Consider the following 17,612-nt stretch of genomic DNA (forward strand, 5'->3'; position numbering starts at 1 on the left):
CTAATTTTGATAACCGCAGGTATGTACGAATGAACCATAGTGGCATATTGTCGTTATCACTTAAATAAATATGTAAACAGAAAACGGAAAAGTAAGTGGATGCGCAAAGTAAGCTGAAGCAAACTAATCTACTGTTTAAAAAGTCGCAAAACTGGAGGGGTATTATGAGCGATATTGAAGAAACGCAAGGAAAGTATCATTTTGAAACCTTGCAATTGCATGTTGGCCAAGAGCAGGCGGATCCGGCAACTGATTCTCGTGCAGTTCCTATTTATCAAACAACAAGCTACGTGTTCCATGATTTTGATCATGCTGCAGCTCGTTTTGATTTGCGTGACGCTGGGAACATTTATGGTCGTTTAACGAATTCTACTCAAGATGTTTTTGAGCGCAGAATTGCTGCTCTCGAAGGTGGAACTGCTGCTTTGGCTGTTGCTTCTGGCGCGGCCGCTGTAGACTATGCTATTCGTAACATTACGCAGCAGGGCGATCATATCGTGTCTTCAAAGAATGTGTATGGCGGCACTTATAACCTGCTTCGTCACACTCTTCCTAGAGATGGTGTAACAACCACTTTTGTTGATCCTAAGAATCCTCAAAACTTCGAGGATGCTATTCAACCAAATACAAAGCTTGTGTACTTTGAAACTTTTGGTAATCCTAATGCTGATTTGCCTGATTTTGAGGCTATTTCAGAGATTGCGCATCGACACAACATTCCTGTTTTTGTTGACAACACTTTTGCAACTCCATATCTTTTCCGTCCGCTTGAGCATGGTGCAGATATTGTAGTTGAGTCTGCTACGAAATTTATTGGTGGTCATGGTACAACTCTTGGTGGCATTATTGTTGAAGGCGGCAATTTTGATTGGGCTAAAGTCCCTGGAAAATTCCCAACTCTTACAGAAGCTGACCCAAGTTACCACGGTTTGAACTTCTATGAAGCTTTAGGACCTGTGGCTTTTGTGACGCGTATTCGTGCGATTATTTTGCGCGATACTGGTGCTTGCATTAGCCCATTTGCAGCATTCTTGCTTTTGCAAGGCACGGAAACCTTGAGCTTGCGTGTTGAGCGTCACGTTGATAATGCGTTGAAGGTTGTTCAATATTTGCAAACTGTGCCAGAGGTTGAATCTGTAAGTCATCCTTCTATTGAAGGTCGTTCTGATCACGAGCTTTATAAGCGTTACTTCCCGAATGGTGGAGGCTCTATTTTTACGTTTGATATTAAAGGTGGAAGGGATGCAGCTCGCGTATTTATTGACAATTTACAGCTTTTCTCATTGCTTGCAAATGTTGCTGACGTGAAGTCATTGGTTATTCATCCTGCATCTACTACGCACTCTCAGGAAACTCCTGAAGAATTGGAAGATCAAGGCATTCATGAAGGCACTATTCGTTTGTCTATTGGAACTGAACATATTGACGATATTCTTGCTGATTTACAGCGCGGGTTTGATGCAGTTCGTAAAGCAGGACTTGCTTAAATAGAAAAGAGAAAGCAAAGCAAAAATTATTAATTAAAAATATTCCTGAAGATCCATTACCGTTTTATTCGGAGCGCATATTGTATTTGTATGTGCTCCGATTTTTATACATTTTGTAAATTTGTGCATCATACTTTAGGATGAGATGCTGATTTTTTCTCAATAATTTCCGCCTTACGTACGATGGTAATCAGCTGTATTTTTCCGTAAATTTAAGTATTAGCAATAGATAACTATGCGATTACTACTTTTTAAGAAAAGGAGCAGTTATGAACAGTCCGTACGAAACAAGCTCATATGAGCAAGAAAATGCTTTAGATTTTAGAGCAGATTTTAATCAAAATTTGATTGGTGAGACTGCGGTTGCAGCTTTGCATGTTGTTAAAGATTTTGGCAAGGGTGCAGGCATTGTTCACGCTTTGCGAGATGTAAGCGTAAGTTTTGAACGCGGCAAGTTTACGGCGATTATGGGTCCTTCTGGTTCCGGAAAGTCAACTTTAATGCACTCTTTGGCTGGTCTTGACAGCGTTAATTCTGGAAAAGTTTTGGTAGATGGCCTAGATATTACAGGCATGAGCGATAAGCAGCTTACGCTTATGCGACGCGAAATGGTCGGATTTATTTTCCAAAGTTTTAATCTTCTTCCAATGTTTAGCGCTGAGCAAAATATTCTCATGCCTCTTACTTTGGCGGGCAAAAAGCCAGATAAGCAATGGTTTAATACTTTGGTTTTAACTCTTGGATTGCAAAATCGATTACATCACAGACCTGCTGAGCTTTCAGGCGGTCAGCGTCAACGTGTTGCAATTGCTCGAGCTTTAATCTCTAAGCCTTCCGTAGTTTTTGCAGACGAGCCTACCGGAAATCTTGACTCTGCTTCCAGCTCAGAAGTTTTGCATTTCTTGAAGAAGTCCGTAACGGAGCTTGGTCAAACTGTGATTATGGTTACTCACGACGCTGTTGCAGCCTCTTACGCGGATCGAGCAATCGTGTTTGCAGATGGCCAAATCGTTGAAGATGTGCAAAATCCTACTGCGGAAGGCATGAGCAAGATGCTTATGGAACGCAGCGAGGCTGGTATTAGTAATCAGTCTGCTCAATTGCAATAAAAGGTGGTGAAGTTAGAATGTGGAAAATCGCGCTAAAACTTATGCGTAAAAGCGTGCGCATGCTAATCGCCTCTGGAATTGCAATTCTTATAGGCAGCATGTTTATGAGCGCTACTTTGCTTTTTGTAAACAGTGTTGACGACTTGATGGTTCGCAATGCAACGGAAGAATTCCATAGCGCAAATTATGCAATCTCATCTAAAAGCTCTAACAGTTCTCCGAATAGTGGAATTCATTATAAAGACCTTCATTTAGACGAAATATCGAAGATGCCTGGTGTCAACGGTATTCGTAGTGACGATGCGACTGCGCTTGTAGGAGTAGAAAAAGGTGATAAATCAGTTACAAGTATTGCTTGGTCTAGTGGTTTGTATGGAAATCTTCCTGTGTATAAATCAACAGAAGGTAGAGATCCGCAAAAAATAGGCGAAATTACGCTTATTAAAAGTATTGCTAAATCCATACATGCAAATATTGGCGATACTATAACCTTGGTTAAAGTAGATGAAGCTGGCGGAAATAAAGAAAAATCATACGATGTTCGTGTGGTTGGTCTTGTTGACGATGGAGAACATTCTCAAATACCAATTTCAAATCGCGGCACGTATCTTGGTGGCATAACGAATGATTTTTGTGCAAAACTCAACAATCTTAAAAATTTTGACAATCAAGTTGTGCAAAGCAAAGTGTACATGAGTATTGATGAATCTAAAATAAACGATTTATCTCCTAAGATTAACGCTTTGCTTCCAGAGCAATTTTCTCTTATGTCTAGGCACGAAGTTGGTGTAAGAGCTGTTCGAAGTGTGTCAAACGGCACAAATTTTGTGACTATGTTCTTGCTATCGTTTGGTGTTCTAGCGTTGCTTATTTCTTCGCTTGTTATAGCAAACACATTCCAAGTTTTGGTTGCTCAACGCAGACGCACTCTTGCGCTTTTGCGCGTAATCGGTGCACAATCGCATCAGCTTTATACAGCAGTTTTGCTTGAAGCTGCAATACTTGGAGTTATTTCTGCGGCTATTGGCGTGCTTTGCGCAATAGGATTTATGGGCGCAATTAGTAACTTGAATATTAATTCTGGACCATTATCTAAAATTCCTTTGATTGTTTCACTTCCGGCGATTGTGTGGCCAATAGTAATTGGCGCGATTGTAACAGTTCTTGCATCTATGGGTGCTGCGCGATCTGCTACAAAAGTAACGCCTATGGAAGCGTTGCGACCAATGGATTTGATGAAAGATAAGCGTGCAAGCATTATTCGCGCTGTTTTTGGCGTTCTATTTATTGTTGTAGGTATTTTATTTACGGCTTTAAGTTCTACTTCTTTAGCAAGCATGATTGCTCAGCAGTCACCTAATGCTGGTGCTGACTCTTGGAGGACTTTGATTGGAGCAGTTTTTGGATGCGCGCTTGTGTTTATTGGAATTATTATTACAGCAACATTCTGGATGCCGTTTGCTATGAAGGCCACTGGAGCAATCATGGCGCTTTGTGGGCCTGCATCTAAGGTTGCTAACGCAAACGTGCAAAGGAATCCTAGAAGAGTTGCAGCAACTGGAACGGCTTTGCTTATTGGCGTAACGCTTGTTTCAACAGTAGTAACGGGCGCAATGTGCGGTAAAGCAACTCTTAAAGGTGTTGTTGATGATCGTTACAGTGTTGACATTATTATTCAAGGCAAGAATGTTGATGAATCTCTAGCTGCTGATATTTCAAAGATTAGTGGAATAAAGCATACTGAGTTGCTTCCTGCAGTTCCTATGACTTTTAAGAATGCTAAGGGTAAAACTGAGTACGCTATGGCAGCTGGAGTTGATAATACAGATCAACTTAAAAATGTAATGCACACTGACCTTGATGGCGTTAACATAAACAAAGATTCTATACTTTTGCCTAAGTTTAATAATGAAGGTGGAGAACCTTTTGAGCTTAAAAAAGGAAACCTTAGTCTGCAAGCTTATGTAGAAAAGTACGATTCTAGTGAAGATAGTGTAGATAGTATTACGCCATTTACTGGCATGAACACAGACTCTAGTAATAACGATAAGAGCATTACTGTAAAGCAAGTTCAGTTTAAGAAGTATAGAAATGTTAATATATATTCAAGGAATACTGCTTTTGTTAGCAAATCTTACTTCAATAACTACCTTAAGCCTACAACGCATATTTTGCTTATTTCGGTAGACTCTAGCAAAGCTAATCTTGTAGATATTGTTAAGAATATTAGAAATATTACATCTAGCTATGCGGAGGTTATGGCTGGTGGAAGCGTGTTCCAACGAGCGCAGTGGGAGAGTGCTATCGACATAATGATGATGTTGCTTGTTGGCTTAATAGCAGTAGCTGTTGTGATTGCTTTAATAGGCGTTGCAAACACATTAAGCTTGTCTGTTATTGAGCGAACCAAAGAATCTGCAACTTTGCGCGCAATCGGCATGACAAGAGGACAGGTTAGAAGATCTCTTGCGTTGGAAGCAACGTTGATTTCCCTAACAAGCACTGTTTCTGGCTTGATTGTTGGAACAGCGTTTGGGTGGATTGGATCCTACATGGTGTTTAGCGCAATTGGCAAAGTTCCGTTTGTAATTGATTGGACTATTTACGCGGTTCTTGCTCTCATCGCTTTACTTGCAGCTCTTCTTTCTAGCGTGCTTCCAGCTCGTAGAGCAGTGAAGTCTTCGCCAGTAGTTGCGCTCGCGGAGGACTAAATTTCACAAAAACTATATGTGAAAGATAGTCTGTAGAAGTTAAGTTGCAGAAAATAAAGATAATGCCGGTGTGTAAATTTTACGTGCCGGCATTATCTTTTTCTTAGGCTTTTTCGACACTCTGAAAAAATTTGTAATATTGTTATTATTTTTTTATTAAAACGTGCGTATAATTATGCGACTAGCATAATATTATGTAAAAAAAGAGCATTTTTTATTAGTAATATTCAAAAATAATACGATTATTATTCATCATGACAAGTTTTATCGGAAATATTCCGAATAAATGGCATTGAAAATGTATTTATTTCTTTGTTATGCTCAAAATGACTGCTGACATAAGTTAGACATGAAGGCCGCTACGAGCAAGGAGTAACAAATATGGTAACGGTCAAGAAAAAATCTGCCGCAGCAATCGCAGGATTTGTTTTGTTCCTGCAAGGTCCAATGCCAGCATGGGCGCAAGAAGCTGCTGAGGTTGTACAAAATACGCAAGCTCAAACAGAGGTGACTGCAAAAGCATCTACTGAAGAAGCAATTGAAAAAGCTGAAGAGCAGGTTCAGCAATTAGAAGCTCAAATTGAAGAGTATAAGAAAAAAGTTGCAGAATTTGACGATCTTTTAAATAAAATCTCTGAAACTGAAAAAAGATTTGAAAACGTTGAGAAAGATAAGGAAAAGGAACTTTTAGAAGCTGAAAATGCATTGAAAATGGATTCCGAAGCTGCAAAAGTAAAAATTGCAGAATTTGAAAAATCCAAAGAAGAAAAGGATAACGAACTTATTGGATTAAAAGCCGCATATGAACTTTTAAAAGAGCAATATGATAATGCAAAATTTGCTCTTGATGCTTTGCAAAGTGACGAAGAAGAAAAAAGTCAAACAAAAGAAAGAGCTGCAGCTAACATAAAACAATATGAATCACAGATTTCAAATCTTCACAAAGAAGTAGATAATCTTAAGGAATCTATTGCAAGCGATTCTGCTCAAATTAAAGAGTATGATACAAAAATCAGTGAATTAGAAACTGCGTTAGAAAAAGTTGATCAAAACGATGCCGGTAATATTTATTCTCTAGCGGACCAGTTTAGAAAAGTCTCTAATGATCAAGTTTCGCTTAGCAAAAAAGTTGAAGAAAATAAGAAACTTGTTGCTGATAAAGAAAGAGCTTTGAACGAATTAGAGACTCTTTTCACAACAGCAAAACAAGAATTTGAAAAAGCAGATGAAGAACTTAAAAAGATTAAAGATCAAATTGATGAGTCTAAGAAAAATGTAGCTAGTAAGCTTGAAGCTTCTAACAGTAAAGATTCTGAAGTAAAGAAAGCAGAGTCTGAAACAAAGCTTCTTAATAATATTGTTGAGAACTATAAGTTAGTTGACGACAAAAAGAAACTAGATGAAAAAATTAAATCATTAAGAAATGGCTTTGAAGGCGCTAAAACATTTAAAAACAATCAGATTCAGCAGAAAACTGAGAAAAGTGATTTAAAGAAGAAAGCTGAGGATTCTTTAAAGGACGCAGAAAAGAATCTTGAGGAAGCTAGAGTTAAAGTTGCTGCCCTCAAAGCTCAATTGGAACAGGAAAAAGTTCAAAAGAATCAGCAAAGTGGTAGCAGCTCTGATGGTAATAATAATGCCAAAGAATCTGAAAAACAGACTAATCCTGTTGCTCCAGTACCTTCTGATTCTGAATCTAAAGAGCATGTTGCTCCAGTACCTGTACCTCCTGAAGCATCTGCTCCGAAAGTAACTGCTCCAGTTCCTACAGTGCCTGAATCTAAGATTCCAGCTCCGTCTATTAAAGCTCCAGCTATGCCACCTGCTTCTGTTGTTCCTGCTACCCCAGTAGTGCCAGCAGTTCAGGTTGAAGATAATTCAGCTCCTGCAACGCCTTCTGCACCTGTAGTTCCTGTAGCACCTGCAGAAAATCCTACTGTTGCAAATACTCAGAAGGCAGTAACTCCAGCTGCTGAATTGGTTAAAAGTGTTTCTTCCGCAGTTGCATCTCATGCTCCAGCTGCTGCTAGTACTTCAGCTGCTGTGGCTCCGTCGAACAATACTTCGCAAGCAGATAAGTCAACTGAATCTCAAGTTTCAGAAGAAAACTCGAAGAAGCCTGAAGATAATAATGGTGAAACTGAGGAAGTTGAAGAAAAGACTCCTGTTGAAAGCAATAAGCCACAAGCTCAAGCTAGTGCTACAGCCGAGAACAAGTCTTCTGGCAATATGCTTAGCACTATAATGCTGGGTGTTTTGGGTGTGCTAACCATTTCTGGAGCTGCTGCTGCCGGCGTTACTGTTATGCGTCACCGTCGCCTTCCGAGAGCATAAATTAAAAAACTACTCGGTACGTTGATAATCTGAATTTGCGGCTATTTGTGTCTATGCATAAATAGCCGCATTTTTATATGCTTACGACTTAACTAAGCCATTTTCGTAAGCGAAAACTACAGCCTGCACGCGGTCTCGAGCACCGATTTTTCCTAAAATATGCGCAACATGAGTTTTAACTGTTGGTAAGCTAATAAATAGTTTGTCAGCAATTTCCTGATTTGAAAGTCCGTGAGCAATTTCAACAAGAACTTCGCGTTCTCTATCAGTAAGTTCTGTAATAGCTGAATTTGTGTACGCGCAACTTTGTGTTTCTTGCGCAGCCGGATTTGCTTGTACGTCGTAACTTACTTGTGCAGTGTAATTCGCAGCACTGTTTTCTGTAGTATTTGTTGCTACTTTGCCTTGCTGAATCATATTTTCAATCAAACGCTTCGTAGCAGTCGGAGCAATAATTGCGTTTCCTTGATACACTGTTCGTATTGAATTAAGCAAAGTTTCAGGTTCAGTATCTTTCAAAAGGAACCCGGAAGCACCAGCATGAATTGCAGCCATAACATATTCGTCTAAATCAAAAGTTGTTAGAATAATAATTTTAGTATTTTCGTTAGTTTTTTGCTGCAGAATTTTGCGAGTTGCTTCCAATCCGTCCATTACAGGCATGCGAACGTCCATAAGAATAATGTCTGGATTTTGGCTTTTAGAAAGCTCCACAATTTGTGATCCATTAGAAGCCTGAGATACAACGTGCATATCTTGCTGCGAATTTATTACCATCGCAAATCCTGCTCGCACAAGCTCCTGATCGTCTGCTATTGCAACGCGAATTACTTCATTGTTTTCCATATTTTCCATAGTATCAACTTACTATTGCTTATTTAATGCGTTGTGTTGAATTTGCTCATCAAGTGGGGCAGCAGGGCGAATAGCAATCTCAGTTACATTCGCAGCATTATTTGCTGAATGAACGCTTGAACCTGTTTCTCGCAAAACTCCAAGCAATTTTCGCATATATTTCAGTGCCGAACGACCTTCATCTCCAATATTTTTAAAGGCTTTACTAATTTCTTCACTTTGTTCCTGTGATTGCTTTGGTTCTGATAACTTTCGATTTTCTGCATTGCTATTTGTTTTTTCGTATTTATTTAGCATATCAATTCCGCTATTTGCGGCATCGATTACTTTATGCAATGTAATAGCAACTTTTTGCTGAATATTTGAGCTAAGTCGTTGCCTTTCTGCGTTAGCTGCAAGTACTTCTAGCTGTTTTTGCTCTTGCTCTAATTCTGTTCTGCGCGCTTTTAGAATCAGCAAATTATTGTCATCGTTTCTGCGGGAATAAGCAAATGCAATGGCCGCAAAACAAATTAACGCAACTATAAAACCAAAAACTAATCCAACGGACGCAAATTGCATAAAGTCATAAAAATTGGTTGTGGCAATATTTGATGTAAAGAATCGTATTGGAGTTTCAGTTTGTGGAATATTTTTTGATGAAATACCAATTTTTACGGCGAAAATAGCAGATTCGGCAAGCACTACTGCGCTAACCCATTGCCATGCGCGTTTTTTACCGTAGAGCACAGCAGCGTAAATAATATTTGGTATGAAAAAATTAGCGAATAAAATATTCGGCAAGAGTATAAGCTGTATTGCAGAAAATACTGCTGCAACAATTGCGCATGCGGTTGGAGCTTTTCTGCGAAACATGAATGGCACCATGGTTGTAAGAGTAAATACTTTATAAAGTATTTGTAATGAAAGCGAGTTGGAATATTGTGAAGACATTCCAACTCCAACAATAAAATCGTAGGTTGGCAGAAAGAGCATCATAACAACCCAAGGTGATGCATAAATAATGTCTCCAATAAGCCAATGTTGTTCAAACCATTGTGATACTTTCTCAATCCTATTTTTTGAAGTATTTGCTTCTGGTAAAACGTATGGCAAAACGTTTGTCGAAACTTCCGATGATGTTGAAACGTTTGCATTTTCCGGTTTTGTTTGTGCTTCTGCTTGATTATTAACTTTTGCATTCTTATGAGTAACGTTATGAATACTATTTAATACAGAAGCAGTACTGTTTGACTGGTCTGCGCTGTAGGAATATGGAATAAAAGCAACAATACTAAACGTTCCATCATTCATTTTTCCGTAATCAAGCGTTCCGTGAAGATTTTCAATTCGCTCTTTCATGCCAATCAAACCATAACCGTTTTTATGCTGCGCACCGCTATTTCGCTCTTGATTAGCTTCTAGCTTGTTTATTTCATTTGTAATTTTTAGTGTTAAGCCTTGGTCCTTCCACTGTTCGTGAATGTTTATCTTAATGCCATCTCCTGCATGCTTTCGAATATTAGTAAGAGACTCCTGAACAACGCGGTATGCAACGGTTTGTGCGTCCGCGTTAAGCCTATTTTGAGAATTTATGCCATCAACAGTGTGCCAAAAAATATTTTTAGGAGATGCAATTTTTGCTTGCTCAATAAGAGAAGGCACGTGATTGAAGTCCAATTGACCCGATGGAGCGTCTGTTAAAGCTTCTAGAAGTCGGCGCATATCGTGAACGGCTCGCTCGGCTTCGTTTTTAATAATATGCATTGTTTTTTTAGCAAGCGAAATATCTTTGGTTGCTGCATAACGACCACCATCTGCTTGCACAATAATAATAGAAAGCGTGTGAGCAACAATATCGTGCATATCTCTGGCAATTCTTGCGCGTTCTGCAGTAACAGCAATATGCTGAGCTTTTTTGCGGTATGCGCGAATAGAATTATTGTGATCTTGTAAAAGTTGAATAGTATGCACGTGAGTGCGCTGCCAGTAGCCAATAATAATCGTAATAGTGGTAGTAATAATCGCAAAAATTATTGAAGGAATTGCAAAATTAAGTATATTTGAAACGCAATTTTTTATATTGCTGCTATCTATATTTCGTACACTGCAAGTATAACTAGATTTCGAATGATTATTGCCATATATTGGTCCCATTACAACATTCCACGATATTAATGCGCAAGATAATACGGTTGTTACGTAAGATGCAATAACAAAAGCTTTTGAATGTTCTGGATTTCCTCGCGCAATAGCGTTAACAAGCAGTACGAAACCAAAGAAATCAGCAAAAAGTTGAGTAGGACCAAAGATTACTTGCACAATGCAAATAACAATAAAAATAGTAGCCGTTTGTTCAGGCCATAGTTTTCGTACTGAAAGTAGTAGTGCAACAACAATATTTATAAGCGTTACTGTAATCAGAGAACTTTGTGTCAAAAAACCGTCAACATAGCTTATACTATATCTATCGCTTGAAAGTATAAAAAGAATAAATGGAATGATACCCCATAATATGTCGTTTAATGAGAGCTCTTTTCGTAAGCACTGTATAACACTTTGAAACATATTAGGTACTTTCATAATTACTAGGCTAGTGCATAGCACTTTATAGAACAATCGAACTTGAGTATGATTTATATAAGAGTGTGTAATTTGTAGTTGCAATGTAGCACGCGAGTACAGAAAGGCAGTATTAATATGGCATTACTTACAAGCTATTATGTTCCGGGATTGCATATCGAAGAACGCGCAATTGACGTGCCGCTTGATTGGGAAGGAAACACTCCTGGTGGTGCTATTAAAGGTGAAACAATTCGATTGTTTTGTAGAATAGTTTGTGCTCCTGAGCATGTACATGATAATTTGCCTTTGTTAGTATTTTTGCAAGGAGGTCCTGGTGGGCAGTGTCCGCGACCACTTTCGCCTTCTAGTGATGGTTGGATTCAAGAAGCTATTAAACATTTTCGCGTAGTCTTGCCGGATCAGCGTGGTGTTGGGCGTTCTTCAAGAGTGGACGCTTCAACTATGAAGCGCATGGCAGATGACGGTGTAAGCGTTGAGCGACAAGCATGGTATTTAAAGCGTTTCTTGGCTGACTCTATTATTCGTGATTTTGAGCATTTGCGTCTTACTGAGTTTGATGCTAAGCCGTGGGTTTCTTTAGGGCAAAGTTATGGCGGATTCTTAACGCTTACTTATTTGTCGCTTTTCCCACAAGGCTTGATTGCAAGCTTTACAACTGGTGGTATTCCTCATGTTCCAGCAAATGCGCGTGAAGTATACGAGCATACTTTCCCACGCATGGCTCGAAAAACGGAGCAATTCTATGAGCGTTATCCGCAGGATGTTGCTCGTGCTGCTGCTATTGCAGATCGTATTGCGCAAGGTGATGTTGCGCTTCCAAATGGCGAGAAGCTTACGGTTGAACGATTCCAAATGTTGGGCTCTTCCTTTGGTATGAAACCAAGTTTTGAGCGAGTGCACTGGCTTCTTGATTCTGCGTTTGCAGATGGTGATGGTTCCTTGAAAGCATTTAAGCACGGCGGAGGAGCTTCTGCAGGTAGCTTAAGTGACGAATTTGTGTACGGTGTCATGGATTCTACAGCTTCTAGTCCACTTTATTGGCCGCTGCAAGAATTTATTTATGCTGACGGTGAATTGGAACACCCAATTTTGTGGGCTGCCCAGCAGGTTCGAGAAACTATGCCAGAGTTTTCTGGTTCTGCACGTCCGCTTCTTTTCACTGGCGAAGCAATGTTCCCTTGGATGTATGATCAAGAGCTTGCTTTGCAACCATTCCTTCCAGCTGTTGACTGCTTGATGAAAGATAAGCAGTTTGGCAAAATTTACGATCAAGATCAACTTGCTAATAACGAAGTTCCATTGCAATCTGCAGTTTACTTTGATGACATGTACGTAGATTCTGGTCTTCAGCTTGACACTCTTTCTCATATTGCCAACTCTCACTATTGGACGACGAACGAGTTTGAGCATGATGGTTTACATGGAGATATTGTTTTCCGTCATTTGTTTGATGAGGCGTTGAATCGCGGCGATTTAGAGGGAATTTACAAGAGATAAGCCGTATACAAAGGTAATAATTTTAATATGCGCAATGATTATAGTGCACTCTTTGCTATGCTATACATCTGTTTGCTTAGTAATGAGTGCACTACTGTTTTATCAATGCGCTAAAGGGGGTCATGTATGGGTACTTGTGTATCTGGAACTGTTGGTTTTATAGGCTATGGCAATATGGCACAAGCAATCGCTAAAGGTGCGCTGAATGCAGGAGTATTGCAAGGTGAAAATATTGTTGCGTGCGCGCATAATTTTGAAAAACTCGAGCGTAATACTTCACTAATTGGCGCTCGCGCTATGCGTACTGCTCAAGAAGTGTGTGAAGCAAGTGATGTGATTATTATTGCTGTAAAGCCGTATCAGGTTGCTGAAGTGCTTAAGCCAATTTGTGAAGTTATTAATGAACGAGGTATTGCTGTTATTTCCGTTGCAGCCGGTTGGACGCTTGAGCGTTACATGGAACTGCTTGGCAAGAATGCTCATGTTCAGTGCATTATTCCGAATACTCCTATTGCGGTCTGCCAAGGCGTGACTTTAGCTGAAACTACTCATACGCTTAGTGATAGTCAACTTTCAATGTTTAGTGCTTTATTTGAGCCAATTTCTTTGGTAGAGCGAGTGAATAGTGATCATATGAATATTGCAATGTGTATTTCTAGCTGTGCTCCAGCTTTTACAGCAATGTATATGGAAGCATTGGGCGATGCTGGTGTGAAATATGGTTTGCAACGTGATTGTGCTTACCGTTTGGCTGCAAAAATGATTGAAGGAGTAGGTGCGTTATATATGGATTCGCGCACTCATCCAGGGATTATGAAAGATGCAGTGTGCTCTCCTGGAGGAACAACTATTCGTGGCGTTGCTGAGCTAGAATCTCGCGGATTTAGGGGAGATGTGATTGCTGCAGTTGATGCTATTGAAAATAAATAGTAAATAAAATCAAGTTGTGTCGGCTTTCCCGGCGCTGGTCTAAACTAGGTAAATATGTCTTTAACTATTGGAATTGTTGGATTGCCAAACGTTGGTAAGTCCACTATGTTTAATGCTTTAACCCGCAACAACGTTTTGGCGGAGAATTATCCGTTTGCAACTATTGAGCCTAATACTGGTATTGTTCCGCTTCCGGATCATCGTCTTCCAGTTTTAGCTAAATTAGTTAATACTGAAAAGATTGTTCCAGCAACAGTTACTTTCGTTGATATTGCAGGAATTGTTAAGGGTGCCTCCGAGGGTGAAGGCTTGGGCAATAAGTTCCTTGCTAATATTCGCGAAGCAGACGCTATTTGCGAAGTTGTTCGCGCGTTTAATGACGACGATATTGTGCATGTTAACGGAAAAGTAGATCCTGCTGACGATATTGACACGATTAATACTGAGCTAATTCTTGCCGATATGCAAACTATTGATAATGCTTTGCCAAAGCTTGAAAAAGATTTGCGCGGTAAGAAAGTTACGCAAGAATACGTAGACGCTGTAAATAAAGCTAAGGAAATTCTTGAATCTGGCAAAACTATTGACCAGGCTCATAACGAAAAGCTTATTGATAAAAACGACGTGTATGATTTGCACTTGCTCACTGCTAAGCCATTTATTTACGTGTTTAACGTGGATGATTCGGAGTTGGCTGATGAAGATTTAAAGTCTAAACTTTCTGCATCTGTCGCTCCTGCAAAAGCAATATTCCTTAATGCTCAATTTGAGTCCGAACTTACTGAGCTCGACGAAGCAGATGCTCGTGAAATGCTTGAAGATGCTGGTTTGAAGGAATCTGGTTTGGATCAACTTGCTCGCGTAGGATTCGATATTTTAGGTCTTCAAACCTATTTAACTGCCGGTGTTAAGGAAGTTCACGCCTGGCAGATTCATAAAGGCTGGACTGCTCCACAAGCTGCTGGTGTGATTCACACTGATTTTGAGCGTGGATTTATTAAGGCAGAAATTGTGTCATATGATGATTTTGTTGCTGCTGACGGTTCTATGGCAAAAATTAAGGAAGAAGGAAAGCTTCGTCTTGAAGGTCGCGACTATGTGATGCAAGACGGCGATATTGTTGAATTTAAGTTCAACGTATGAGATTGTTTGCGAAAATAAAAGCAGTATGATTCATATTTAATATTGCTGAATTAATAAGTGAAAAATATTGCTTTTTGCGCGTTGCATCTAATAATTTCCTGCTAAACTATTGGATGCAACGCTTTTGCATTTATATAGGAGACATAATGCAGTTTATTCGTAACATAATGAATGACATTAAAAAGTGCATTCGCATTGCTGCGAAAATGCGCAATTGGTGGAGGAGAAGCTCTAAAGCTGCTCGTATTACGTCTTCTGTTTTATTAGCTTCTTTGCTGATTGCATGGTTGTGCTTTATTATTTTCGAAACTGTTAATATGGTTTCTTACTCGTCTAGATACAGCGCAAAATTGCAGAATTCTGTATTAATTCAGCGCGAAAAAAATGCTTATAGTAACAATCTTGGTAATAAAGACAATGAGGTTGCTGATAATAAGTCGTTTGAAAAATATTTCGATAAATATTGCAAACAAAAGTTAGATAAATCAACGGTTAATCATGTTTTTTGGAAACATCCTACTGGTGGTGAATATCCAAATCTTTCAGGAGTTAAAGTTTCTGACTTAAAAGTTAATGTGGACTTAAAAAAGCAACGAGTGCATATTCTTGCCAATGGTAAAACTGTATATACAATGATTATGAGTTCTGGAATGGATGATTCCACTCCTCATGGTGATTATCACATTAATATGCGCGGAAAACATTTCTTTAATCATGAGGAAAAAGTTGGTGCTGATTATTGGGTTGGTTTTATTGGTGGAGAATACTTATTCCATTCGGTTCCAACGCGCTACAACTTTGGTGAATATATTCCGTCGGAAGGCATGAAGCTTGGAAAGCCTGCATCGCATGGCTGTGTGCGTTTAAGTGTTGCGGATGCCAAATGGTTTTATAAAAATATTCCTGATGGAACGGCTGTGCATATTAGATAGATTTTTCAAGAATACACGAAAATAAATTATCGAGAATATAAAATGAGGGTCTTCAAACGAAGACCCTCATTTGTTAAGCAAAACTATTTTGTAATGTTTTATTTAGAAGAACAGTACTGCAGCTGCATAAGCCAAAGCAACTAAAACAATAGAAGCTAGGAAGCTTGCTGCAAATGCTGCGCGACCTTGCTTGAAAATGGCTCGGAAGTTTACGTTAATTCCAAGTGCAGCCATAGCCATGCCAAGGAAAACGTATCCTGCTTCTACAAGAGTTGATGCGTGTGCTGCTACGAAAGGAACGTAAGTTCCAATAACAGATGCTGCAATAAAGCCAAGCATAAACCATGGGAAGCTAATCTTATGCTTTCCGCCATTTTCAACTTTGCTATGACGAGCATTCCACCAAATTGCAATAAAGATGGAGGCTGGAACGAGCATAAGAACTCGCGAGAGCTTCATGATTGTTGCAACATCGATACTATTGAACGCTCCGCCAGCTGCAACAGCATGTGCAATTTCGTGAAGTGATGCACCTGCTGTAATGCCAAGCTGCTGCTTAGTCATGCCAAAGTTAGGCAGGATGAAGATTTCAGCAAGAGCGTAAATAGTGCCCATAATTGCAACTGTTGCAACAGCCATAACTTCGTTCTGTTCTTTCTCATCTTCCTCTTCTGGAAGAACTGGCATTGAGCCAGAAAGACCCATAACTGCAGCAGCTCCACAAATACTTGTGCCTCCTGCTGTAAGCATTGCAAGCTGAGGATTTACTTTCAAGAGTTTAGCAATGTTATAAGTTACGCAAACCATTATTGCAACTAACACAGCTGCAATAGGCAAGCATTTAATGCCCTTGGTAAACAAATCATGCAAATTCAGCTTAAATCCGAGGAGAATAATACCTAGGCGAAGAAGTTTGTTTGCAATCAAACCAGCAGCGCTTTTAACGCCTGCTCGCCTTGAATCATTATTCATTTTGTACACGTGCAATGGCAGCTGCAGAGCCATGCCAACAAGCAACGCAATAATAAGAGCACCAAGTAATTGGAAACCTGGGTACTGCTTAAGCCAGCTGCCAATAAAGGAAGCTAGAAGTGTCAATACAGCAATAAGAGCCATATCGATGGTGCAGATTTTCTTTTTCCATGTATCAAAGAAATTAACCATTTAGCCAAGTATTCTCCCATAATCGGACAAAAACGAACATAAATTAAAAAAATTAAGCAAATTTTATATAATTTTGCTGCAAATAAACGCGACACGCCGACATAAAATCACATAATCGAACATAATAACTCAATTTATATCGCAGATATCTTTTGCTAGTAAATAATTCCTTGAAAAAATAAATAAAGCTGCGATTATGGTAAACGTATAAAGGAGATTTTATGAACAAGTGCACTGTGAAGATTAAGCGTGTGTATGAAACGATTAGTAAAGATGATGGTGTGAGAGTCTTGGTTGATAGACTTTGGCCGCGTGGTATAAGCAAAGAATATGCTCATATTGATAAATGGCTTAAAGATATTGCTCCTACTTCGCAGTTACGCAAGTGGTTTAATCATGACCCGGAGCATTTTGAAGAATTTTCACATCGTTATGTTGAAGAACTTGATTCAAATCATGAAGCTGTTGGTGTGATTATGGATTTGTTTAATAAGTATCAAACTATAACTTTGTTGTATGCTGCAAAAAATCCAAAAGTAAATCACGCATTAGTTTTGCAAGAATATTTACAAAAATTACTTGCTTGAGTATGTGTTTACTAATTTTGCGATTGTTTAACTTTGCTTAACTTTAATTATTTTATAAACATAAGTTAGTAAGTATCAACTTTAGTTGGTGTTCATTGCATTCTTTTCAACACGCCGACCTTGCTTGATATTCCAACAAAAATAAAAAACAAAACTGTAATTTTTTTCTTATGCTCGACACTTTCGTTTTGCGACATTAGAATGTCCCTTTGGCATATGGGTCGGTGGTGCAATGGACCTCCCAGAAGCTGCCATCCCAGCGCTCAATGAGTGCTTGTTTTTTAGCGACACTTGTTTT

12 protein-coding genes are annotated in these 17,612 nt (G+C 39.2%); 9 read left to right on the forward strand and 3 right to left on the reverse strand.

The genetic code is table 11. The features are described from left to right. Window positions 1–164 precede the first annotated feature (164 nt). From HXT44_RS03150 to HXT44_RS03165, 4 genes are all read left to right on the forward strand, one after another. On the forward strand, window positions 165–1,487 hold the full coding sequence (locus HXT44_RS03150; protein WP_102703033.1) for an O-acetylhomoserine aminocarboxypropyltransferase/cysteine synthase family protein: 1,323 nt from the start codon (window positions 165–167) through the stop codon (window positions 1,485–1,487). Window positions 1,488–1,756: 269 nt separating this feature from the next. Continuing rightward, window positions 1,757–2,596 carry an ABC transporter ATP-binding protein gene (locus HXT44_RS03155; RefSeq protein ID WP_004111369.1) on the forward strand — a complete coding sequence of 280 codons (840 nt, stop codon included), beginning with the start codon at window positions 1,757–1,759 and terminating at the stop codon, window positions 2,594–2,596. 17 nt (window positions 2,597–2,613) lie between these two features. Next, window positions 2,614–5,307, forward strand: a complete 2,694-nt coding sequence (locus HXT44_RS03160; RefSeq protein WP_421783148.1) for an ABC transporter permease — start codon at window positions 2,614–2,616, stop codon at window positions 5,305–5,307. Window positions 5,308–5,688: 381 nt separating this feature from the next. Continuing rightward, the gene (locus tag HXT44_RS03165; RefSeq protein ID WP_421783150.1) at window positions 5,689–7,641 is read left to right on the forward strand and encodes a chromosome partitioning protein ParA; all 1,953 of its coding nucleotides are present in this window, start codon (window positions 5,689–5,691) and stop codon (window positions 7,639–7,641) included. Between the two features lie 81 nt (window positions 7,642–7,722). Here the strand turns inward: HXT44_RS03165 and HXT44_RS03170 are convergent, their stop codons facing one another. Together HXT44_RS03170 and HXT44_RS03175 are read right to left on the reverse strand one after the other, a co-directional pair. Then, window positions 7,723–8,496 (reverse strand): response regulator, encoded by a 774-nt coding sequence (locus HXT44_RS03170; RefSeq protein ID WP_410310459.1) that lies wholly within the window; start codon window positions 8,494–8,496, stop codon window positions 7,723–7,725. Window positions 8,497–8,508: 12 nt separating this feature from the next. Next, a complete protein-coding gene (locus HXT44_RS03175) occupies window positions 8,509–11,058 on the reverse strand; it encodes a sensor histidine kinase (protein WP_421783152.1) in 2,550 nt (849 codons plus the stop codon). 117 nt (window positions 11,059–11,175) lie between these two features. Here HXT44_RS03175 and HXT44_RS03180 point away from each other — a divergent pair, with 117 nt between their 5' ends. From HXT44_RS03180 to HXT44_RS03195, 4 genes are all read left to right on the forward strand, one after another. Beyond that, window positions 11,176–12,558: an alpha/beta fold hydrolase gene (locus HXT44_RS03180; protein WP_421783154.1), complete on the forward strand. Its 1,383-nt coding sequence runs from the start codon at window positions 11,176–11,178 to the stop codon at window positions 12,556–12,558. Between the two features lie 126 nt (window positions 12,559–12,684). Then, a complete protein-coding gene (gene proC, locus HXT44_RS03185; protein ID WP_064621611.1) occupies window positions 12,685–13,488 on the forward strand; it encodes a pyrroline-5-carboxylate reductase in 804 nt (267 codons plus the stop codon). A gap of 54 nt (window positions 13,489–13,542) precedes the next feature. After that, window positions 13,543–14,631, forward strand: coding sequence for a redox-regulated ATPase YchF (gene ychF, locus HXT44_RS03190; protein WP_012914083.1), 1,089 nt, complete (start codon window positions 13,543–13,545; stop codon window positions 14,629–14,631). A 146-nt stretch (window positions 14,632–14,777) separates the two neighbouring features. Next, on the forward strand, window positions 14,778–15,563 hold the full coding sequence (locus HXT44_RS03195; protein WP_421783156.1) for a L,D-transpeptidase: 786 nt from the start codon (window positions 14,778–14,780) through the stop codon (window positions 15,561–15,563). A gap of 102 nt (window positions 15,564–15,665) precedes the next feature. On the opposite strand, the gene HXT44_RS03200 is transcribed toward HXT44_RS03195, so the two are convergent. Next, window positions 15,666–16,727 (reverse strand): YeiH family protein, encoded by a 1,062-nt coding sequence (locus HXT44_RS03200; protein WP_033888753.1) that lies wholly within the window; start codon window positions 16,725–16,727, stop codon window positions 15,666–15,668. Between the two features lie 221 nt (window positions 16,728–16,948). Here HXT44_RS03200 and HXT44_RS03205 point away from each other — a divergent pair, with 221 nt between their 5' ends. Continuing rightward, window positions 16,949–17,314, forward strand: a complete 366-nt coding sequence (locus HXT44_RS03205; RefSeq protein WP_116431753.1) for a DUF488 domain-containing protein — start codon at window positions 16,949–16,951, stop codon at window positions 17,312–17,314. Window positions 17,315–17,612: the final 298 nt, after the last annotated feature.

Source organism: Gardnerella sp. DNF01198P (assembly GCF_049244165.1).
Taxonomy (GTDB): domain Bacteria; phylum Actinomycetota; class Actinomycetes; order Actinomycetales; family Bifidobacteriaceae; genus Bifidobacterium; species Bifidobacterium swidsinskii.